Genomic DNA, 20828 nt, shown 5'->3' with positions numbered 1-20828 from the left:
CAGGGGGTGTTTTTTTATGCATATAAAATTAGAAATGTGAAAAATAAGAGATGTTAATGGAATTATGAATATTGAGAGGAGATATCTTAATAAAAGTATAAATATTCATCGTTATATTCTAATAAATATGTGACCTCTTTATTTAAATAATGAATTAAATATATATTTTTAAAGGTTTTTTTAGACTATGGTTCAATTGTTTATTATTGATTTTATGTAAAAATTATAGTTTCTCTCCCAATAGCAAAGTGTGGTTGATAGATATATAAAAATAAAATGCTTCTCTGTATGGACTGCTATTGGATTAATTGAAACACTGAACTTACAGGAAGTAAGGAATGACTCATCAAGTATTAAACGTTAATCAAATTATTGATCACGCAAAATTTACTCCATTTCATTTTAGGGTTGTCGCGTGGTGCTTACTTATTATTCTTTTTGATGGCTATGATTTAGCAATTAACGGTGTGGTTTTACCATTATTAATGGATGATTGGGGATTAAGTGCAGTGCAAGCAGGTATGTTAGCGAGTACTGCTTTAGCTGGTATGATGTTTGGTGCAATGATTTTTGGCTCATTAGCAGATAAAATTGGTCGTAAAAAAGTCATCATGATTTGTATTGTACTTTTTAGTGGTCTAACTTTTGCAGGTGGATTTGCATCGAATCCTACAGAGTTTGCTATTTTACGTTTCTTGGCGGGTTTAGGCATTGGTGGAGTTATGCCAAATCTAGTTGCATTAACTTCTGAATATGCACCCCAAAAAATGCGTAGTACCTTAGTGACCACTATGTTTAGTGGTTATGCTGTAGGTGGTGTGATGGCTGCACTATTGGGGTCATGGTTTACACCAAGTTTTGGTTGGGAAATTATGTTCTTTATTGCAGGGATTCCATTATTTTTACTCCCTATAATTTGGAAATTCCTTCCAGAATCTTTAACTTTTATTGTGAAAGAAGGCAAACAGGCACAAGCACGTCAAATTGTGCGTAAATTGGCACCTAAGGTGACAGTAAAAGAAGACACAACATTTGAATTACATCAGGTTGATGTACCTGAAGCTGCGAATGTTGCAAGCTTATTTAGACGTGGTCGCGCTAAAAACACTTTATTATTTTGGTTGGCATTTTTTAGCTGCTTATTAACAATGTATGCATTAAGCAGTTGGTTGCCTAAGCTTATGATGGCTGCTGGTTATTCAATGGATAATAGTTTGATGTTCATGCTAGTAATGAATGTTGGCGCTGTTGTTGGCATTGTGGGTGGTGGAATTTTAGCAGATCGTTTTCATTTAAAGCCTGTATTGATGTTTTTGGGCATTATGGGGGCGATTGTAATGAGTTTAATGGGTTTCCAATCTAATCAAATCTTACTTTATATTTTAGTATTCTTAGCAGGTGCCGCTTCAATTGGCTCACAAATGCTTCTATATAGCTATGTGGCTCAGTATTATCCACTTGCAGTACGTTCAACAGGAATTGGTTGGTCATCGGCAATTGGGCGTATGGGGGCAATTGTAGGTCCAATTTTAATTGGTGCATTACTTGGTATGAGTTTACCTGCTCATTTTAATTTTATAGCTGTAGGTTTACCTGTATTAATCACGGCAATTGCTGTTGCATTAATTATGCATGATGATGAACCTGCAAAAATTGAAGTGATTGAAGCAGTTCCGGTTAAAGCATAATTTTTCATTTATTTGTATTAAAAAACATCTCTTTATTTAAAGGGATGTTTTTTTTGATGAATGGAATGCAGGATAAAAAATATTTGTTCATGACAAGTGTTAAAATCTATTCGAAATTTGATATGAAATTCGACAATATGTTTCTTAGGCTCATAAAGTATCTTTTAAGTTTATACATATTATGTGTGAGCACAGTTACTTTTGCAGAAGTGCATATATTGAATTTTGATGCTAAAAATTCTACGACCTTGGCTGGAAGTTGGGAGTATTATCCAAAGCAATTAAGTCTGACGGGAACTTTAAAAGAGAAACCTATTTCTGTAAATTTACCCGCTTCATTTTTAAATATCACAGGTCAAGTGAGTGATCACGGTGTTTTTAAAAAGCAATTCTCAATTCCAGATCATGCGGTAAATCAGGTATTGGCATTAGAAATACCTTATCAATATGGTGCATATCGGCTTTATATTGATCATAAGCTAATGGTTGAAATTGGTACAGTTGGTGATCGTCAGCAACATCAAACAGTGATGTCACCGAAGCTTATAAATTTTGTATCATCATCAAAAAACATTGAAGTTGAAATTATATTTTCAAGTTATCAGCAGATACGAGGTGGTTTAGAAAATCCAATTTATATTGGATATGATCGTCAAATAAGAAAAGATTTTTATAAAAATATGATCTTAACAATCTGGGTGAGTGGCATGCTCATGATGATTGCTTTGTTTATGATTTTATTTTCGATATATCGTTTGTCGAGAGGGCAACAGGTATTAAATTTACTGTATTTGGGGTTGTTTATATTGTGCCTTAGTTTAAGGAGCTTTTTTGCAGTTCCTTTCACTTATACTCTATTCACGTCTATTAATTGGGTTTTAGGAACTAGATTAGAGTATTTTTTAACTGAATTAGTGTGTGTTTTTTTTCTCACTTATTTACGTTTAGCATTGCCAAATTTTGTAAACCGTTTCGTTTATCAATTGCTTACATTGGTTATAGGTTTAAATATTTTAGTTACACTGACCCAACAGCCAATTATATTTCAAAATTTATTTTTTAAATCTTTTTCACTGTCTATTTTATTATTTTTGAATATGTTGCACGGTATTTACCTGTTATATCGAGATAATATTAAATTTTCAAAAGTAAATGCATTTGCTATTTTTATTGTCTGTTGTACTTTTATTCACGATTATTTATTGGGTTTGAATGTCATTCACTCTGTTGAAATTGCATTTTATACATCATGTCTTTATTTTAGTCACTTTACAGCTGAGCCGAGATTATGCAATTCAAAGTGATAATGTTATTTTATATAACCAACAGTTAATTAAGCTCAACCGTACATTAGATCAAAAAGTTATAGAGCGTACCCGAACAGTCGTTGAGTTAAATAATAAATTACAATTACAGGTTCAATTAGATGCCTTAACTGGTGCTTTTAACCGTTATGCATTAAATAATGAAATCCAGAAAAGATTTGAACGTGCTACTAAGGAACATAAAAATTTTGCATTTTTCATGTTAGATGTCGATTACTTTAAAAAATATAATGATGGCTATGGGCACTTAAAAGGCGATGACGTTCTTAAAAAGTTAGTTGAAACTTTAAGAAAAGAGCTTCCAAAAAATGGATTTATCGCACGGTATGGCGGAGAAGAATTTGCTATTCTTATCGACGATATGAATATAGAAATGGCTAGAGAATTTGCAAATCAATGCCTAAATGCAGTAATTGATTTAGAGTTAGAGCATTTATATCGTGTAGATGAAAAGCAAGTTGTGAGTTTAAGTATTGGTGGTGCAGTTCTTGATAGTGAAAACACTTATTCTAATATTGAAATGCTCATGAAAACTGCAGATCAGCATTTGTATCAAGCTAAATATAAGCGTTCATGTGTTGTTGTGAAATAAGACATGAATAGAAAAGATGTATTTTTTAATAGAAAATTAGAGGTCTATTTAATCAATATATTTAGATATTTATAGACGATAAAATCGGTTTAAATAGGATGATATTTTTATGAAACTTAACTCATTTTCCCCAATTCCTGAAGATGATGAAGAACTACATCTTCCTGAACTTGTGTATTGGGCTTCACTTGGTGAATTAGCTGAGGTTGAAAAAAGCTTAGCAAATGGTTCCGATGTAAATACAACAGATGATGATGGTTATAGCGCATTACAAGCTGCCGCAGAAAATGGCTATTTAGATGTTGTGATGCTTCTAGTCAATGAAGGTGTAGATATTGCTTATAAAGGGCAATATACCGCTTTAGAGCTTGCAGAAATGGCTGGAAATACTGAAATTGTAGATTATTTAAAAGCTCAAAAATTATAGATATAAAAAAAGAAACCCCAACATCCTGTTGGGGTTTCTTTGTATTTCGTGTTCTAGGTATAACTCCTGTCGTACCTCACGTCCTGATGCTCAAACTTATTATTTTAGTTTTTTGTTTGGGAAACTTCCTGCTTCCTGATGATTTAAATATAGCTTGAAAAAATAAGCCTGAATAGCGACAAATCTCATCAAACCATGTAAGCATAAACGTACGATTATGCTTAAAAATAATACAAATTATGCGCTAACATATTGAACTAATTTATCAAATGCAGCTTTTAGCGCTCGCTCATCAAAAGTATTTGGTTCAAATTCTTCAGTTTGATTACGTGCAAAAATATCACGAATTTCTATAACTGCATTGCTATCGACTAAACCTAGTTGCGTTGCAACTTGACGAATTTGATCAATAGAACGAGAGCCATTTGAACCGCCATAACTTACGTATGCAGCAGGTTTTCCTGCCCACTCTTTACCTAGATAATCTAAGGCATTTTTAAGTGCAGGACTGTAACCATGGTTATATTCAGGGCTAATGAAAACAAAAGCATCGCCTTGTGCAATTTTATCTGCCCAAGTTTGTTGTTTAGGTTGGTCATAAATGCCAGTCATTGGAGGGTGTGCACCTGCAAAAATAGGTAAATCCCATTCTTTTAAATCGACAAGTTCAACTTCTACAGTCGAAAAATCATAAGATTCGATGCTTTTTTGAATCCAACGTGCAATTTTAATTGCAGTACGACCTTCACGAACACTTCCCACAACAACTTGAATTTTCATTTATAAAGCCTATGTTTTTTAATGAATGTTTATGAAATTATTATAATAACTATTTGGTGTGTATGGGGAATTTGTATCTAATATCATCAGATATAAAAAAAGCTTCCGAAGAAGCCTTTTTATTTAAATTGAATTACATCAATTTCACGCCTTGTTGACCTGCAGGAGTTACTTTGAAAATTTCAACTTCAAAAGTAATGTTTTTACCTGCAAGAGGGTGGTTAAAATCGACTTCAGTAATAACGTCACCTACAGTTTTAACAACACCATATAAGCTTTGTTTTGCTTTGTCTTCAAACTCAATCATATGACCTTCAACAGGACGTTGTTCGAATTTAACCGTGTCAAACTTTTGTACGTTTTCAATGTTCCAAGGACCAAATGCATCTTCTGGTAAAAGACTAACAGTACGACGGTCACCGGCACGTAAACCAAATAATGCTTTTTCAAAACCAGGTAATAAGCTGCCATCGCCCATCACCAAACTTACAGGTTCTTCTCGGTTACGCGTATTGTCAATTTCTACACCATTTTCAATGGCTACAGAAAAGTGTAAAGCTACTTTTGAGCCATCTTCAATGCGTGTTTCTTCATTTGGATTGATAAAATCAGTCATTTTTTTGCACTTCAGCACGTTGAATACGTTGTTTCTCTAAGAAAAATGTATCCACTAATAATAAAATGGTGCCAAGCGTAATGGCACTGTCTGCAATATTAAATGCAGGAAAGTGATTATTGTTGTAATAAACGTGAATGAAATCGACCACGTAGCCCAAGCTTACACGGTCAATTAAATTACCAATTGCACCACCTAAAATAAGGGCAATCGCAATGGGTAAAACTTTCACAGTTTTTGGCATTCGCATGAGCCAAAATACAAAAACAACAGACACTAAACCTGCAAGTGAGGTAAAGAAATAACGTTGCCATCCACCAGCATCGGACAAGAAACTAAAGGCTGCGCCATAGTTATGTAGTAATGTCCAATTTAAAAAGGGCAGGACCGGCACAGGGTCTGCATAATTGAGACTTGTACTGGCAATCCATTTTGTCCATTGATCGATAATAATCGCCACAATAGATAAGCCCACCCACACTAAATTGTGCGGGTAGAATTGGAATAAGCCCTTTTTATTTTGTGGATTAGGCATATTTTCTCTCTTCGCCTTGACCTGTAGGAAGGTTGATAATACAACGAGAACAAAGACCTGGATGTGCAGAATGTGTATTTACATCTGGAAGCACATGCCAGCAACGTGCGCATTTTTCACCATCTGCAGCAGAAACTTTCACACGTAAACCTTCAAGTTCAGATGCTTCACCTTGTGCTGCATCAAACTCATTCACAATCACTTGTGAAGTAATCATGACAAAACGAAGTTCATCATCTAAACGATCTAGAACAGCTTTTAATTCTGGAGTTGCCCAAAGCTCAACTTTTGCAGATAGATTCGAACCTACAAGTTTTGCATTACGTGCTGCTTCAATGTGCTTATTCGTTGCAGATTTAACGGCAATTAATGTTTGCCATTGTTCTTCTGAAATTAAGTTCGCAGTTGATGCTACAGGAATGTCATACCATTCAGTTGTGAACACATATTTCTCTGATTGCTCAGGGATTAACGGCCAAGCTTCTTGTGCAGTGAAGCTCAAGATTGGCGACATCCAACGTACAAATGCTTGTACCAAGTGATACAACGCAGTTTGTGCAGAATGACGCGCTGCTGAATCGGCTTTAGTTGTGTACTGACGGTCTTTAATGATGTCTAAGTAGAAACCACCTAAGTCGTTGATACAGAAGTTAGTCAAGGCATTGGTGACGATATGGAAGTTCATATCTTCGTAGGCTTGTTGAACTATTTTTTGAACTTCTGCGGCACGTTGTAAGATGTATTGATCAAGTGCGATCAATTGATCTACAGGCAATGCATCTGTTGATGGTTTGAAGCCATTCAAGTTAGCAAGCAAGAAACGTAGTGTGTTACGGATACGACGGTAGCCATCAGATGCACGGCTAAAGATTTCTTTACCAGCCGTCATTTCATAACGGTAATCGGCAGATGCAATCCAGAAACGTAGGCCATCTGCACCCATATCTTTAATGATGTCTTGCGGTGTGATTACGTTACCGATTGATTTCGACATCTTACGGCCTTTTTCATCGACCACGAAACCGTGTGTCAACAAGCCTTTGTAAGGTGCGCGTTCATTAATCGCAATAGACGTTAACAATGAAGATTGGAACCAACCACGGTGTTGATCTGAACCTTCAAGGTACAAATCGGCAGGATCTGTTAAGTCTTCACGTTCACGAAGTACAGCAAAATGTGTTGTACCTGAGTCGAACCAAACGTCTAGCGTGTCGCGTACTGCATTGTATTGTTCAGCATCAGCACCAATGAACTCAGAAGCATCACGGTTATACCAACCATCAATACCTTCTTGCTCAATGAGTTTTGCAACTTCTTCAATCAATTCAGGTGTACGCGGGTGAAGTTCATTCGTATCTTTATGGACAAAGAATGGGATTGGCACGCCCCATGTACGTTGACGTGAAATACACCAATCAGGACGCCCTTCAATCATAGATTGAATACGGTTTTTACCCCAATCTGGAACAAAACTGATGTCATTTTCAATTGCATTTAATGCATTTTGACGTAGACCTTTTGCATCCATGCTGATGAACCATTGCGGTGTTGCACGGAAAATAATAGGTGTTTTATGACGCCAGCAATGCGGGTAGCTATGTTTAATAACAACATGCGCCCAAAGTTTGTTTGCTTCAGTTAAAGCAGCGATAATTTTAGGGTTTGCTTTGTAGATGTGTTCGCCTGCAAATAACGGAGACGTTGGTAAATACACACCATTACCACCAACAGGGTTTTCAACTTTTAAGTTGTACTGTAAGCCAACTTTGTAATCGTCCACACCATGACCAGGTGCTGTATGTACTGCACCTGTACCACTGGTTGCAATCACGTGTTCGCCTAAAATGACAGGAACTTGACGCTCAGTAATTAAAGGATGTTGCAGAATAAGATTTTCAAGTTTTGCACCTGTGAAATCTGCAAGTACTTCAAATGCAGTGAAGCCATAACGTTCAGTTGCAGAAGCAACGAGGTCTTTTGCAAGAATGAAGTTTTGTGCAGCTTTTTCTTCGCCAGTTGCTTTAACAAGTTGATATTCGATATCAGCATGAAGTGCAACAGCTTGGTTGGCAGGCATTGTCCAAGGTGTTGTTGTCCAAATCACGATGTCAGTACGATCAGCTACTTCAATACCTAAACGTGCAGATAAATCTGCTAAATCAACAACTGTGAAACCAACGTCGATTGCATCTGATTTTTTATCTTCGTATTCAACTTCAGCTTCAGCGAGTGATGAACCACAATCTAAACACCAGTTAACAGGTTTAAGACCTGGCTCGATGTGACCCGCTTTTGCAATTGCGCCAAGTGAACGAACGATGTCGGCTTCTTGTTTGAAGTTCATTGTTAAGTATGGGTTGTCCCAATCACCGAACACGCCCATACGCACGAAGTCTTTCTTTTGAAGTTCAACTTGTGTGTAAGCATATTCGCGGCAAGCTTTACGGAAAGTAGATGCATCTACTTTTACGCCAACTTTACCCACTTTTTCTTCTACTTTCAGTTCAATTGGAAGACCGTGACAGTCCCAACCTGGTACGTACGGTGCATCAAAGCCATCCATCACACGGCTTTTAATAATAATATCTTTGAGTACTTTGTTAACTGCATGACCTAAATGGATTTGACCATTTGCGTATGGAGGGCCATCGTGAAGTACATATTTTTTCTTGCCAATACGCGACGCACGAATCTGCTGATAAATGTTGTCGGCATACCACTCTTCTAACCATTTAGCTTCACGTACTGCCAAATTTGCTTTCATTGCAAATTCAGTACCTGGGAGGTTTAGCGTGGCTTTGTAATCCACTGCATTTTCAGGAGTTTGCTTATCGCTCATGCAAGTTTTCTTCCAAATTTATCAGCCTTAGACTGACGCGTTTTACAATAGAATAATGGGGAGTTTAAAACGGGAAATGGGGGTGATTACTTCGAAACTCAAGGAGTTCCTTTGTATCATCATCAATTCCTGCTTTGAGTGCTTCAAGCGAAGGATAATTCTTTTCGCCATGTAAATAGTTTAAGAATGTCACCCGCATTAATAGGCCATACAGATTAGCAGAAACATCGGGAAAATGTACTTCTAATCGCCATTCAGGATGTTCTTGTTGAATGGCAAGACGAGTGCCGACATGACCTGCACCAAATAATGATGTTGGGGTATAGCCTGCAATCCCTAATTTTTGAGGATTTTCATTTTTAACTTTATCTTTCAAAGATGTAGTTTCGCATATTACATCTACGCCATAAATGCCATGTAAACATGGTTTGTGGCGGTTAAGTCGAACATTAATGGTTGGAAAATTAATGGTTCGACCAATTTGATCACCATATTGCACACGACCTGTGATGCTATATGGGCGACCTAATAATTTGGCAGCAAGCGCTAAATCGCCTGATTGTAAGGTTTGACGAATACGTGTTGAACTTACACGTTCGCCATCAAGTTCTACCGTATTTAAGTTGGTGACTTGAAAGCCATAATCTTTTAAAAACTCGCTATTACCTTGGCGGTTTTTGCCAAAGTGAAAGTCATCGCCTAAAACTAAGCTCGTCGCATTGAGTTTGTTTTTGAGTAAAGATGCAAACTCTTCTGCACTTAAGCTACGAAAGGTATTGTCGAACTTTGCGACAACAATATAATCGATACCAAGTTCAGTTAAATATTCTACTTTTTCACGCAATGAACTAATACGTGGAGGCGCATCATAGGCTTTAAAAAATTCTAAAGGCTGTGGCTCAAAAATCATCACTGCTGTTTTTAAATTTTGTTGTGATGCAATGCTTTTTAACTGAGCAATCATAGCCTGATGCCCAAGGTGCACGCCATCAAAATTGCCAATGGTCACAGCTGTTTTTGGCAATTGATTATTTGGTGCTAAAGCATTCAGGCGGAGTAGCTTCATGACTAAATTAAAAGGTTTAAATTTATGAGGGCTATATATTGCCATATTCTCACGATTACGTCTTGTTGTTCTGTTTTTACTCAAGAGATTTTTGAGTTAAATTAAATTGTATATCAACATTACTTATACTTAAAATAATAATTAATCAATTTTTCTTATTTAAAATTCATCGTAGAATGATTTTATCACCACTCAATGAGGATTCAGTGATGCAAAAACCATTTTATCAACTTCAGCAGATGCATGACGTGATTCGTCATTTTACACCAAATTGGTTCACCGCAGTGATGGGAACGGGTGTGGTTGCATTAATTTTGCCTGAATTTCCAATTGCTGAATCCTTCACTTGGGTTTTAGGAACTGCATTGTGGCAGTTCAATATTCTGTTATTTAGTGTGTTCAGCGTTTTATATATTTTGCGTTGGATCATGTATACAGATGAAGCCAAACAAATATTTAAACATCCTGTAATGAGTTTGTTCTTAGGCGCAATTCCTATGGGACTTGCCACTATCTTAAATGGATTTTTAAAATTTGGTATTCCTTTATATGGTGATGTTGCCGTACATATTGCACATGCACTTTGGTATGTCGATGTATTTTTAGCTGTGGCAATTGCTTGGATTGTTCCATTTTGTATGTATAACCGACAACAACATCAGCTAAATAATATGACCGCTGTTTGGTTGCTTCCCATTGTGGCTTGTGAGGTTGCTGCAACTTCAGGTGGTTTGTTATTGGGACATATTGATGCAACACAACAAGTGGTCGGTATTTTGTTTGGAAGCTATATGTTATGGGGGATTTCTGTTCTGCCTGCATTTGCAATTTTAACCATCTTAATGTTGCGTTTGGCATTACATCAATTACCTAGTAAAGAATTGGCAATAAGCAGTTGGTTGGCTTTGGGCCCTATTGGAACAGGTGCTTTAGCTTTACTTGTATTAGGCGAGCAAGCTCCACAAGTTCTAAGTGTCATTGGTATGGAAAGTTTAGGTCTATTTGCACAACAAGCAGGTTTAATTGCGAGCTTAATTCTCATTGGCTTTGGTTTGTGGTGGTTAGGCATTGCAGTTTTAACAACTTTAAAACATGCACAGCAAGATTTACCATTTAACTTAGGATGGTGGGGTTTAACCTTCCCATTGGGCGTATTCACCTTAGCCATTTTAAATTTAGCGCATCAAACTCATTTACATTTCATTTATGTATTTGGTTATGCCTTTGCCACAGCTTTAGTGATGTTATGGATTATTGTGGCAAGTAAAACATTTAAAGGTTTTTACCAAGGACATTTAATTTTTTCACCTTGTTTAAAAACATATTTAGAAAATAAGTAAAAGACGGCTGTAAATCTCTCCCCCATTAAAATCCTGATCTTTCACAAGATCAGGATTTTTTTATATTTCAAAGATGCGCATACATTTGCACTGATGCTATGAATCCTCTTTAATGAGCAACAATTTAAATAGGTAATGAGATAAAAATGACTTCAGATTTAGCACTGATTATGGCTTTACCCAATGAGTCAAAAGGATTATTTGAGCAAGCTGGAATTGAAGTTCATTACAGTGGAATTGGTAAAATTAATGCTGCTTTTAAAGCATTTGAAGTAATTCAAAAAACGGGCTGTAAAACCATTTTGAATTTGGGTACGGCAGGCAGTTCATATTTCGATGCACATGCACTGGTTGAAGTTACGCAATTTGTTCAACGTGATATGGATGTTTCACCACTTGGTTTTAAAGTTGGTGTGACACCTGTAGATACAGATTATCCTGCGGAAATTACTTTAGAACCTTATTTTGAGCATTTAGCTAAAGGTATTTGCGGAACAGGCGATAATTTTGAAACGGGTCAGCCGAAAGTCGAGTGTAATTTAGTTGATATGGAAGGCTACGCACTTGCGAAAGTCTGTAACAAACTAGGCGTACGTTTAATTTCAGTGAAGTACATTACCGATGGTGCAAATGATACAGCGCATTTAGATTGGGAAGAAAATTTGTTATTGGGTGCAAAAAAACTATTAGAATTATATAAAACAATAAGGGAATAGAAAGAGGGTCGGCGACCATAGAGGCTATGGTCGTATGCCAATCAATGTTTAATGGGACTAACTTACTTTTTCAGGACGTGGAAGAATGCCGTAAAGTATCATATGAACAGTGTGTTGAATAATACGCTGTTGCATACTACGGTTACGTAAGGTTTTACCCGTTACCATTTCCATTTGTATTGAAAAATCTGCATAGTTTTGAGTAATTGACCAGATATTTAAAATTAAAAGCTCTGGGTCAATATCTGCAGAAATCTTACCTTGCTCTTGCCACATGATAATCACTTTCGCTTTACGCTTAACAAGCTTTTTCAATGGCCCTTTTAAGATCTCAAGAATATGTGGTGCACCTTGAATAATTTCGAGTGCAAACAAACGAGATGCTTTAGGTTGAGTGCGAGAGACTTCAATTTTCTGCATTAAATAGTTGGTAATTGCTTCATCTGGCTCAAGTTCAGATTCAAGGGTTTGTAAAGGCGCAAGCCATTTTTGCAGAACTGTGGTTAACACCTCTACGTACAAAGCCTCTTTATTTTCGTAGTAGTAGAAAATATTCGATTTATGCATTTCTGCAATTTGAGCAATCTCATCTAAACTAGCGCCGCTAAAGCCGTAGACTGAGAATACGTCCAACGCTGCACTAAGTAGCTGTTGACGTTTTTGAGTACTCTTTTTTTGTTCCATTAGCAAACTTAAAACAATGAAAAAAGGGGAATCGTTAATTGTACGGCAAATCATCAGATTTGTGGATAATCTAAATTTGTATTTTGCGTATAAAAAGAAATTAATTTTAAAGGAAATCTATTAAATTGAGATGGAATCGACATATTTAACTGATACTTTGACAAGTGAATATAAAAAGAAAATTTCATTTTTATACATATGTTTCAAAGAGCTTAGTGATTTTTAAGAGTTTTTACTCTAAAAAACCAATTTTTCATTTTAAATATTTATTAAATAGTCAAATTACATGTTACAAACAAAAAATCTTCTAAATTCAACATGAACTTAGAAGATTCAGTTTTATTAGGTTGCTAAAACGGCATTGAGAACATGTTGTTCTAAATGAGTGAAGTCAATTCCCTTTTGGCGAGGTCTTGCTAAATCAACTTTAAACTCTTTGGCAATGTGTCCTTTGTCTAGCAAAATAATACGGTCTGCCAATTGAACGGCTTCACTAACATCATGTGTAACTAAAATTGCAGTGAAACCTTGTTCAGTCCAAAGCTTTTCAATGAGGTTTTGCATCTCTAAACGTGTTAAAGCATCTAATGCACCTAAGGGTTCATCTAATAATAGAATTCGTGGCTTATGTGAAAGGGCACGAGCAAGCGCAGCACGTTGACGTTGACCACCTGATAGCTGAGTAGGCCACAAGTCTGCTTTTTCCTCTAGCCCCACTTTTTTGAGAAGCTCTGAAGCATTTTCATGACGCTCTTTAGGTAAGCCTAGTTGTACATTTTTTTCAATGTTTCGCCATGGTAAAAGCCGTGGATCTTGGAACATGACACGAATATCATCACTGGTAATGCCTTCGCGAAGATGACGAGCAGATTTAAATTTAATTTCACCGTAACTTTGTTGTTCCAAATCTGCAATTAAGCGAAGTAGGGTACTTTTACCACAACCACTTCGACCTACAATTGCAAGAAACTCACCTGGCTTAATGTGTAAATCTAAGTCTTCTAAAACTTTAACTTGACCATAAAATTTATACAGTTGCTCTATGAAAATTTCTGCCCCAATCACTGCATTTGGATTGATGTCAGCAGAGTTTGGTTTATGCGTTTCAGACTCGCTTACCTGAAGTTCAACACTTAAATCTGTCATCATGTTTTCCTTATTATTTTTGATAGCCTGCATGCCAGCGAAGTAAATACTTTTCTAAACCTACAGCCAATACATCTGCTAATTTGCCCAAAAGTGCATAAAGTAGAATACCGACAAGTACAATATCTGTTTGTAAGAACTCACGTGCATTCATGGTCATATAACCAATACCTGATTGTGCTGAAATAGTTTCTGCAACAATTAAAAGCACCCAAACAAGACCTAAAGCAAAACGCAAACCTACAAGAATTGATGGCATTGCACCAGGTAAAATAATTTCTTTATATAACTGCCAACGTGTTAAACCGTAGCTTTTACCCATTTCAATGAGCTGTGGGTCTACAGAGCGAATACCATGATAGGTATTGATGTAAATTGGGAAAAATACACCAATTGCAACAAGGAATAGTTTTGCTGTTTCATCAATGCCGAACCAAAGGATAACCAATGGAATTAATGCAAGTGCAGGGATGTTACGAATCATCTGTAAAGTAGTGTCTAGCAATGTAGATGCAATTTTAGATGAGCCATTTAATAAGCCTAAAAGTAAGCCTAAGCCTCCGCCAACAAATAGACCGAGTAATGCACGACCTGCACTGACTTTAACGTGTTCCCATAGTTCGCCACTTGCAAGTAATGTCCAAAAAGCAGTAATGACAGCTGTTGGAGCAGGCAAAATTCGACTTTCTAAAAGTCCTGTGCTTGATGCAATTTGCCAAATTAAAATAAGTGCAGCAGGGAACAACCAAGGCAGCAAACGCTGCCCAAAAATTGTTCCACGTGAAACCTTTTTGTCAATTAAGGTATCAACGGAGATCTTCTTAGACATCAAGCCGGCTCCTTATTTTTAATTTCTTTTTTCGCTTCATCTGCAACATAGTTATTTGCCACAATTTCACCGAAAGGACCTGTCAAATTCGGTTGAGCAAGTTTTTTACGCGTTTCTAAAGGAAGAAGAGGGAATACAAGTTCAGCAAAACGAATTGATTCTTCTAGGTGTGGATAGCCTGAGAAAATGAACGTGCCAATACCTAAGTCTGCATATTCTTGAATTCGAGCTGCAACAGTTTCTGGATCGCCTACTAACGCTGTACCTGCACCACCACGAACAAGACCAACACCTGCCCATAAGTTAGGTGAAACTTCGAGTTTAGTTCGATCACCATTATGCAGTTCTGCCATACGACGCTGACCAACTGAATCCATGGTTTTGAATTTTGCTTGTGCTGCTTGAATGGTTGCATCATCTACATATTGAAGAAGCTCTTCAGCCGCCGCCCAAGCTTGTTCGTTGGTTTCACGAACAATGACATGTAAACGAATACCGTAATTTAGTTCACGACCTTTTGCTTCTGCTTTTGCTTTAACAACAGCAATTTTTTCTTTTACTGCTGCAGGTGGTTCACCCCAGGTTAAATAGGTATTTACTTGGTCTGCAGCAAGCTCAATAGCATCTTCAGATGAACCGCCAAACCACAGTGGAGGATGTGGTTCTTGAACTGGTGGATATAGAAGTTTTGCATCATCTACGCTTAAGCGTTCGCCGTGGAATGTAAAAGATTCACCCGTATGTGAACGTGTCAAAATTTCACGCCAAATTTTCGTGTACTCAGCGGCTGTTTTATAACGTGTAGCGTGGTCTTCATATAAGCCATCACCACGAAGTTCCTGTTCATCGCCACCTGTTACAAGGTTAAGCAAAACACGACCATTTGAAAGACGGTCAAAGGTAGATGCCATACGAGCTGCAAGTGCAGGCGTTGTTACACCTGGGCGTAAAGCCACTAAGAATTTAAGATTTTTTGTTGCATCAATTAGGCTTGCAGCTGTAATCCATGGATCTTCACAAGAACGACCTGTTGGAATTAAAACACCTTCATAACCTAGGTTATCAACTGCTACAGCAATTTGTTTCATATAAGCATGATCAACTTGACGAGCACCTTTGCTCGTACCTAAATAACGACTATCGCCATGTGTTGGGATGAACCAAAAAATTTTCATGTCAAATTTCCTTGCTTAATATTTAAAAAATTAGTGACTAGATTCAGAATTCAAAACAGCATCCTGAATTTTGATTTGTTTAGGAATGAGTTTTTCTGCAAAAAATAGATCTGCAATCTTCTGTTGAGACTCAATGATCTCTGCATTTAATGTACGAATAGGAGATGGTTTTGAGCGACGGTCAAAAGAGTGTTGTGCAATTTCTTGACTTAGACCTGTGTTTTTAGCAAATAGATCAACAGCAAGCGTTTGGTTGTTTAAAATCCATGTATCGGCATTGTTTAAGCTTTGAATAACTTTTTTCGTTGCTTCAGGATGTGCCGTTGTAAATTTAGGATTCGAAATAAAGTACGAATAAGTTTTAGGGAAGGCTGAGCCGTCGATCAGTACTTTGACTTTACTTGTTAATTCAACTGCCGATAGATACGGATCCCATACAGCCCAAGCATCAACAGAACCTTTATCGAAGGCAGCTCGAGCGTCTGCAGGTGGTAACCAAATAGGTTGAATGTCTTGCCAAGTTAGACCTGCTTTTTGTAGAACCTTGGTGACAAACTCATGTGCGCTTGAGCCTTTTTGCAGAGCAATGCGTTTACCTTTTAATTCACTAAGATCTTTAATTTTCGAGTCATTTGGCAACACTAAACCTAATGAGCTTGATGGATAAACTTCGTAAGCGGCATAACCTAAATCTTTATTTGCTGCCTGAGCAAAAATAGGAGGAATATTTCCTACTGCACCAAAATCTACAGCGCCAACAGCTAGGGCTTCTAACATTTGTGGGCCAGCAGGAAATTCACGCCATTCTATTTTGGTATTTGGAAATTCTTGTTCCAAAAACTTTTGTTCACGAGTCACCAACAAACCTAAAGAAGATTTTTGGAAACCAATTTGTAAAGTTTTAATTTCAGGAGCGACGTCTTTATTTTCTGATGAATTTACTTCTGTTTTAGCGGTTTCTTGTTTTTGGCATGCAGTAAGCCCAAGACTAATTGTAGCTAATCCAATAAGTGCAGATGTTTTTAATGGGCTCATTATTTTTTCCTTATTATTGAGTGCTGTTTAAAACAGCATCTTGAATGTTGATTTGTTTAGGAAGAAGTTTTTCTGAATAAAATAAGTCAGCAATTTTTTGCTGAGATTTAATCACTTCTTCATTTATTGGATAAACCAAAGAGGGCTTTAAGCGTTTGTTCAGAACAATTTGAGCAATTTTTTTATCAAGACCTGTGCTTGCCACATAGGTTTTTAACGCTTCATCAGGGTTTTTAATAATCCATTCATCGGCTTGATTTAAGCTCTTAATGACTTTTTTAATCGCATCAGGATGTGCCTGAGCAAAGGTTGGATGTGCAACGTAATACAAGTACGTTTTAGGAAAAACTTGTCCATCGATGAGTGTTTTTGCCTGAGTTGTTTCAATGGCTGTCGTTAGGTTTGGTTCCCAAATTGCCCATGCATCTACTGATTTTTTATCAAAAGCAGCGCCCGCATCTGCAGGTGGTAGCCATATAGGCTCAATATCGCTCCATTTCAAGCCTGCTTTATTTAAAACATTGGCAAGAAATTCATGCATATTTGAGCCTTTTTGTAGCGCAATACGTTTGCCTTTTAAATCTTGAATATTTTTGATTGAGCTATCTTTATGAATAAGAATTGCTTGGTTAACGGTTGGCTGAACTTCATAACCAACATAGGTTAATTCTTTACCTGCTGCTTGAGCGAAAATTGGTGGCGTATTTCCTACTACACCAACATCTACTGCACCTACAGATAAAGCTTCTAATAATTGAGGTCCTGCGGGAAAATCTTTCCATTCAATTTTAGTTTGTGGAAATTCTTGCTCTAAGATTTTCTGTTGGCGAGCGACTAAAAAGTTAGCTGCCGACTTTTGAAATCCTAAAGTTAATGTTTTAACCTCGTCATTTACGGTGTTTTTATTTTGGCTGCTTGTATTTGCTTCTTGTTTTTGGCAAGCAGTTAAACTCACACTTAGTGCAGTAACACCAATAACACCAAAATTTTTAAATAGCCCCATTTTTCATCTTCCTATTTTTTATTTTGAGCTACTTAAAATAGCGGCTTGAATGTTCAGTTTATTTGGAATGAGTTTTTGCTGATAAAACGCATCTGCAACGTATTGTTGTTCTTTAGCCACTTCTGTTGAAATTGGCTTCACACCAAATGCCATACGTCCAATAGATGTTTTTAAAACATCAAGTTGTAGCCCTGTTGGTTTTTCTAATAATTTCGCTGCTTCATCTTGATGATCTTTCACCCAAATAGTTGTGTCATTTAGTTGTTTCACAACGCTTTCTAATACTTTTGGATTTTGTTCTGCAAATTTACGATCTGCTAAATAGAACTGATGATTACTCACGATATTTTGACCTGTCGCTAAAACACGAGCGCCAATTTGATGTTCAGCTGCTGCAAAGAACGGATCCCAAATCACCCACGCATCTACAGCACCGCGTTCAAATGCAGCGCGAGCATCAGATGGTGGTAGGTAAACCACTTCAATATCATTGAGTGTTAATTTGTTTGCTTCCAAAAGTTTTAAAAGTAAATAATGAACGTTTGAGCCTTTATTTAAAGCAACACGTTTGCCTTTTAAATCTTGGATATTTTGAATTTTAGAATCTTTTTGAACAATTAAAGCTTCTGCTTTTGGCGCTGCAGGTTGGTTCGCAATATAAACAATATTAGAGTTAGCCGCTTGTGCGAAAATTGGAGGAGCTTCGCCTGCTTCACCAAATACAACGCTACCTACATTTAACCCTTCAAGTAATTGTGGACCAGCTGGAAACTCGACCCATTTAATATTTACACCTTGATCTTTTAATGTGGTTTCTAAAGAACCACGTTCTTTTAAAATTGGTAAAATGCCATATTTTTGAAAACCAATATTTAAAGTAACGGTTTCAGTTTCCTTTTTCCCACAAGCAGTCATCATCATTGCACTTGCAACTAGAGAAGAAAGAAGAAGTCCTTTAGTCAAAAATCGTGCATTGATGTTACTCATGGTGAATCTACTCCGAAACAATAAAATGATAGGGATGGGAATGAGCACCTAAACTAATCATTTTTCTTTTTCGGAAAAAATAACTATTCGGGAATTTCTAATGAAAAAAAAAGATAAATAAAAATGAGCAAAGCTTATTCAATGAATGAATAAACATTCATATCGAAAATTTATGTGGAAAAATCACAAGATATTGAAATTTATAAATAAAAAATATCATGTGAAAAGGTGAGGGTATTTTATTTGAGTGATTTAGTGGGAGCGTAATATTTGTACGCTTTTTCTATGATTAAGATATGAGAAATAAAGATATATCGAAAATTAAAAAGCCACTTTTAAAGTGACTTTTTACAAACAATTGAATTACGTTGATAGTTATAAAGTGCTTGTCGTGTATTAGGTAAATCATCAACACTTGCATTTTCAAAGCCTTGTTCTAAGAACCAATGTGCAGTACGCGTCGTTAAAATAAATAACTGTTTGATGCTCATTGTTTTTGCTTTTGCTTCAAGATAATGCAAAATTTGGCTACCACGGTTCGACTTTCTATAACTAGGATGAACCGCAACGCATGCAATTTCAGCAGATTTAATTTCATTTTCTGCTGTTGGGATTGGGTATAAGGCAGCGCAAGCTAATATTGTTCCATCACGTTCAATGACAGCAAATTGCTCAATTTCATTTTCTAAACGTTCACGTGAACGGTAAACCAAAATTCCTTCTTCTTCGAGTGGGCGGAGTAGGTTGATCAACCCCCCGACATCATGAATGTTTGCCATACGTACTTCTTCATAATGCGCATCGGTAATCATGGTGCCTGAGCCATCACGAGTAAATAATTCCTCTATTAAAGCACCGTCATAACTATAAGAAAGAAGATGAACACGGTTTACACCATTAAGCGATGCTAGTTTTGCACCTTTTAAATGTAATGCCCGATTTGGACTTTGCTCTTGGTATTGCTGAATAAATTGATCTATTTGATGAGGTAAAACTTCACGTAATAATTGTCCATTTTCATTAGATAAACCATGATGTTTACCTAAGAAAATGAGTTTGTCTGCTTTTAAGCTAATCGCTGCTTTTGTTGCAACTTCTTCTGCAAGTAAATTAAATACTTCACCTGTTGTTGAATATCCTGTTGGGCCAAGAACCACAATATTTTGATTATCTAAATGGCGATGAATAGCTGCTGTATCGAGTGTACGAACTTCACCTGTAAGTTGATAGTCGACACCATCACGAATGCCATAGGGTTTGGCTGTAACAAAATTACCTGAAACGACATCTATCCTTGCACCAAACATGGGTGAATTGGCTAATCCCATAGAAAGTAAGGCTTCAATTTGTAGGCGAATTGAACCAACAGCATTCATAATTGAATTTAGAGATTCACGCGTAGTGATGCGCTTATTGTTATGGAATGGTGTATCGATATTATTTATTTTTAGGTTTTGCGAAATTTGTGGGCGTGCACCATGAACCAACACAAGGCGAATACCTAACGAGTGCAAGAGAGCAATATCATGAATAACATGTTGAAAATTATCGTGTTGAACGGCTTCGCCATCGAACATAATGACAAAAGTTTTATTACGATGAGCATTAATGTAGGGTGCAGAGTGTCGAAACCAGTGTACATATTGCAACGTCAGGCTGTGTGAAGTTTCAGATGTATTGACGGTCATACCCATCTCAATTAATTTGAATAATTAAAGTATCTTCGATTTTGACTAAAAATAAAATATATTGAGAAATTAAAAAACCACCAATAAAAATATAATGGTGGTTTTTGAAATAAATTACGTTAATTTATTTAAGGATTTTTAGAATTTCATAATCATCATCAGCTAAAACATAATCGCCATTTATACGATACCACTGTTCGTCAGAACCAACAGAATACAAGCGTGGAGAGTCATTGCTTTTTACTTGATAATATTCAGATCTGAATTGCGCTGGAAGATCTTGACCAACTTTCCAGTCCCACGATGGTTTGGGTAAAGTCCTATCAATTCGTTGATCATTAGACTTCCTTCATAAAT

The 20828-nt window shown here is 36.6% G+C and carries 20 protein-coding genes; 6 read left to right on the top strand and 14 right to left on the bottom strand.

Annotated features, from left to right (window positions below; translation table 11 throughout):
* Positions 1-338 precede the first annotated feature (338 nt).
* The 4 genes from A6M14_RS09770 to A6M14_RS09755 all read left to right on the top strand — a co-directional run bounded on the left by A6M14_RS09770 (position 339) and on the right by A6M14_RS09755 (position 4032).
* On the top strand, positions 339-1688 hold the full coding sequence (locus A6M14_RS09770) for an aromatic acid/H+ symport family MFS transporter (RefSeq protein WP_152874757.1): 1350 nt from the start codon (positions 339-341) through the stop codon (positions 1686-1688).
* A 185-nt stretch (positions 1689-1873) separates the two neighbouring features.
* A complete protein-coding gene (locus A6M14_RS09765) occupies positions 1874-2992 on the top strand; it encodes a hypothetical protein (RefSeq protein WP_152874756.1) in 1119 nt (372 codons plus the stop codon).
* On the top strand, positions 2901-3605 hold the full coding sequence (locus tag A6M14_RS09760; RefSeq protein ID WP_152874755.1) for a GGDEF domain-containing protein: 705 nt from the start codon (positions 2901-2903) through the stop codon (positions 3603-3605). Before A6M14_RS09765 ends, A6M14_RS09760 begins: the two co-directional genes overlap by 92 nt.
* A gap of 109 nt (positions 3606-3714) precedes the next feature.
* Entirely contained in the window at positions 3715-4032 is a 318-nt protein-coding gene (locus A6M14_RS09755; RefSeq protein WP_152874754.1) for an ankyrin repeat domain-containing protein, read from the top strand.
* Positions 4033-4269: 237 nt separating this feature from the next.
* Here the strand turns inward: A6M14_RS09755 and A6M14_RS09750 are convergent, their stop codons facing one another.
* From A6M14_RS09750 to ribF, 5 genes are all read right to left on the bottom strand, one after another.
* Positions 4270-4812, bottom strand: a complete 543-nt coding sequence (locus tag A6M14_RS09750) for an NADPH-dependent FMN reductase (protein WP_152874753.1) — start codon at positions 4810-4812, stop codon at positions 4270-4272.
* A gap of 133 nt (positions 4813-4945) precedes the next feature.
* Positions 4946-5428, bottom strand: a complete 483-nt coding sequence (locus A6M14_RS09745; protein ID WP_152874752.1) for an FKBP-type peptidyl-prolyl cis-trans isomerase — start codon at positions 5426-5428, stop codon at positions 4946-4948.
* Positions 5421-5963 carry a signal peptidase II gene (lspA, locus tag A6M14_RS09740; RefSeq protein ID WP_152874751.1) on the bottom strand — a complete coding sequence of 181 codons (543 nt, stop codon included), beginning with the start codon at positions 5961-5963 and terminating at the stop codon, positions 5421-5423. Before lspA ends, A6M14_RS09745 begins: the two co-directional genes overlap by 8 nt.
* Positions 5956-8802: an isoleucine--tRNA ligase gene (gene ileS / locus A6M14_RS09735; RefSeq protein WP_152874750.1), complete on the bottom strand. Its 2847-nt coding sequence runs from the start codon at positions 8800-8802 to the stop codon at positions 5956-5958. Before ileS ends, lspA begins: the two co-directional genes overlap by 8 nt.
* 64 nt (positions 8803-8866) lie before the next feature.
* Positions 8867-9868, bottom strand: a complete 1002-nt coding sequence (gene ribF / locus A6M14_RS09730; RefSeq protein WP_152874749.1) for a riboflavin biosynthesis protein RibF — start codon at positions 9866-9868, stop codon at positions 8867-8869.
* Between the two features lie 209 nt (positions 9869-10077).
* On the opposite strand from ribF, the gene A6M14_RS09725 reads away from it, so the two are divergent.
* Positions 10078-11208 (top strand): TDT family transporter, encoded by a 1131-nt coding sequence (locus tag A6M14_RS09725; RefSeq protein WP_152874748.1) that lies wholly within the window; start codon positions 10078-10080, stop codon positions 11206-11208.
* A 146-nt stretch (positions 11209-11354) separates the two neighbouring features.
* Complete coding sequence (locus A6M14_RS09720; RefSeq protein WP_152874747.1) at positions 11355-11924, top strand: 5'-methylthioadenosine/S-adenosylhomocysteine nucleosidase family protein; 570 nt, start codon at positions 11355-11357, stop codon at positions 11922-11924.
* A gap of 57 nt (positions 11925-11981) precedes the next feature.
* On the opposite strand, the gene A6M14_RS09715 is transcribed toward A6M14_RS09720, so the two are convergent.
* The 9 genes from A6M14_RS09715 to A6M14_RS14405 all read right to left on the bottom strand — a co-directional run bounded on the left by A6M14_RS09715 (position 11982) and on the right by A6M14_RS14405 (position 20799).
* Entirely contained in the window at positions 11982-12608 is a 627-nt protein-coding gene (locus A6M14_RS09715; protein WP_152874746.1) for a TetR/AcrR family transcriptional regulator, read from the bottom strand.
* Between the two features lie 342 nt (positions 12609-12950).
* Positions 12951-13754, bottom strand: a complete 804-nt coding sequence (locus A6M14_RS09710) for an ABC transporter ATP-binding protein (protein WP_152874745.1) — start codon at positions 13752-13754, stop codon at positions 12951-12953.
* 13 nt (positions 13755-13767) lie between these two features.
* Positions 13768-14583, bottom strand: coding sequence for an aliphatic sulfonate ABC transporter permease SsuC (ssuC, locus tag A6M14_RS09705; RefSeq protein ID WP_152874744.1), 816 nt, complete (start codon positions 14581-14583; stop codon positions 13768-13770).
* A complete protein-coding gene (ssuD, locus tag A6M14_RS09700) occupies positions 14583-15758 on the bottom strand; it encodes an FMNH2-dependent alkanesulfonate monooxygenase (RefSeq protein ID WP_152874743.1) in 1176 nt (391 codons plus the stop codon). Before ssuD ends, ssuC begins: the two co-directional genes overlap by 1 nt.
* Before the next feature lie 30 nt (positions 15759-15788).
* The gene (locus A6M14_RS09695; protein WP_152874742.1) at positions 15789-16793 is read right to left on the bottom strand and encodes an aliphatic sulfonate ABC transporter substrate-binding protein; all 1005 of its coding nucleotides are present in this window, start codon (positions 16791-16793) and stop codon (positions 15789-15791) included.
* Between the two features lie 13 nt (positions 16794-16806).
* Positions 16807-17796, bottom strand: a complete 990-nt coding sequence (locus A6M14_RS09690) for an aliphatic sulfonate ABC transporter substrate-binding protein (RefSeq protein ID WP_152874741.1) — start codon at positions 17794-17796, stop codon at positions 16807-16809.
* An 18-nt stretch (positions 17797-17814) separates the two neighbouring features.
* Positions 17815-18783, bottom strand: a complete 969-nt coding sequence (locus tag A6M14_RS09685; protein ID WP_152874740.1) for a sulfonate ABC transporter substrate-binding protein — start codon at positions 18781-18783, stop codon at positions 17815-17817.
* A gap of 335 nt (positions 18784-19118) precedes the next feature.
* Positions 19119-20471 carry an amino-acid N-acetyltransferase gene (argA, locus tag A6M14_RS09680; protein ID WP_152874739.1) on the bottom strand — a complete coding sequence of 451 codons (1353 nt, stop codon included), beginning with the start codon at positions 20469-20471 and terminating at the stop codon, positions 19119-19121.
* A 124-nt stretch (positions 20472-20595) separates the two neighbouring features.
* Positions 20596-20799 carry an RcnB family protein gene (locus A6M14_RS14405; protein WP_188110890.1) on the bottom strand — a complete coding sequence of 68 codons (204 nt, stop codon included), beginning with the start codon at positions 20797-20799 and terminating at the stop codon, positions 20596-20598.
* Between the last annotated feature and the right edge of the window lie 29 nt (positions 20800-20828).

The sequence above is a fragment of the Acinetobacter portensis genome, from assembly GCF_009372215.1.
Lineage (GTDB): Bacteria > Pseudomonadota > Gammaproteobacteria > Pseudomonadales > Moraxellaceae > Acinetobacter > Acinetobacter portensis.
Note: the sequence above shows the minus strand (reverse complement) of the source record. Positions and strands in the feature narration are given on the sequence as shown.

What these genes read in the sequence shown, in the direction of transcription:
- argA (WP_152874739.1), bottom strand. Translation starts at nt 20,471, where the DNA reads ATGACCGTCAATACATCTGAAACTTCACACAGCCTGACGTTGCAATAT.
- A6M14_RS09695 (WP_152874742.1), bottom strand. Translation starts at nt 16,793, where the DNA reads ATGAGCCCATTAAAAACATCTGCACTTATTGGATTAGCTACAATTAGT.
- ileS (WP_152874750.1), bottom strand. Translation starts at nt 8,802, where the DNA reads ATGAGCGATAAGCAAACTCCTGAAAATGCAGTGGATTACAAAGCCACG.
- A6M14_RS09715 (WP_152874746.1), bottom strand. Translation starts at nt 12,608, where the DNA reads ATGGAACAAAAAAAGAGTACTCAAAAACGTCAACAGCTACTTAGTGCA.
- A6M14_RS09770 (WP_152874757.1), top strand. Translation starts at nt 339, where the DNA reads ATGACTCATCAAGTATTAAACGTTAATCAAATTATTGATCACGCAAAA.
- ssuC (WP_152874744.1), bottom strand. Translation starts at nt 14,583, where the DNA reads ATGTCTAAGAAGATCTCCGTTGATACCTTAATTGACAAAAAGGTTTCA.
- A6M14_RS09720 (WP_152874747.1), top strand. Translation starts at nt 11,355, where the DNA reads ATGACTTCAGATTTAGCACTGATTATGGCTTTACCCAATGAGTCAAAA.
- lspA (WP_152874751.1), bottom strand. Translation starts at nt 5,963, where the DNA reads ATGCCTAATCCACAAAATAAAAAGGGCTTATTCCAATTCTACCCGCAC.
- A6M14_RS09745 (WP_152874752.1), bottom strand. Translation starts at nt 5,428, where the DNA reads ATGACTGATTTTATCAATCCAAATGAAGAAACACGCATTGAAGATGGC.
- A6M14_RS09710 (WP_152874745.1), bottom strand. Translation starts at nt 13,754, where the DNA reads ATGACAGATTTAAGTGTTGAACTTCAGGTAAGCGAGTCTGAAACGCAT.
- A6M14_RS09725 (WP_152874748.1), top strand. Translation starts at nt 10,078, where the DNA reads ATGCAAAAACCATTTTATCAACTTCAGCAGATGCATGACGTGATTCGT.
- ssuD (WP_152874743.1), bottom strand. Translation starts at nt 15,758, where the DNA reads ATGAAAATTTTTTGGTTCATCCCAACACATGGCGATAGTCGTTATTTA.
- A6M14_RS09690 (WP_152874741.1), bottom strand. Translation starts at nt 17,796, where the DNA reads ATGGGGCTATTTAAAAATTTTGGTGTTATTGGTGTTACTGCACTAAGT.
- A6M14_RS09760 (WP_152874755.1), top strand. Translation starts at nt 2,901, where the DNA reads ATGTCATTCACTCTGTTGAAATTGCATTTTATACATCATGTCTTTATT.
- A6M14_RS09750 (WP_152874753.1), bottom strand. Translation starts at nt 4,812, where the DNA reads ATGAAAATTCAAGTTGTTGTGGGAAGTGTTCGTGAAGGTCGTACTGCA.
- A6M14_RS09685 (WP_152874740.1), bottom strand. Translation starts at nt 18,783, where the DNA reads ATGAGTAACATCAATGCACGATTTTTGACTAAAGGACTTCTTCTTTCT.
- ribF (WP_152874749.1), bottom strand. Translation starts at nt 9,868, where the DNA reads ATGAAGCTACTCCGCCTGAATGCTTTAGCACCAAATAATCAATTGCCA.
- A6M14_RS09755 (WP_152874754.1), top strand. Translation starts at nt 3,715, where the DNA reads ATGAAACTTAACTCATTTTCCCCAATTCCTGAAGATGATGAAGAACTA.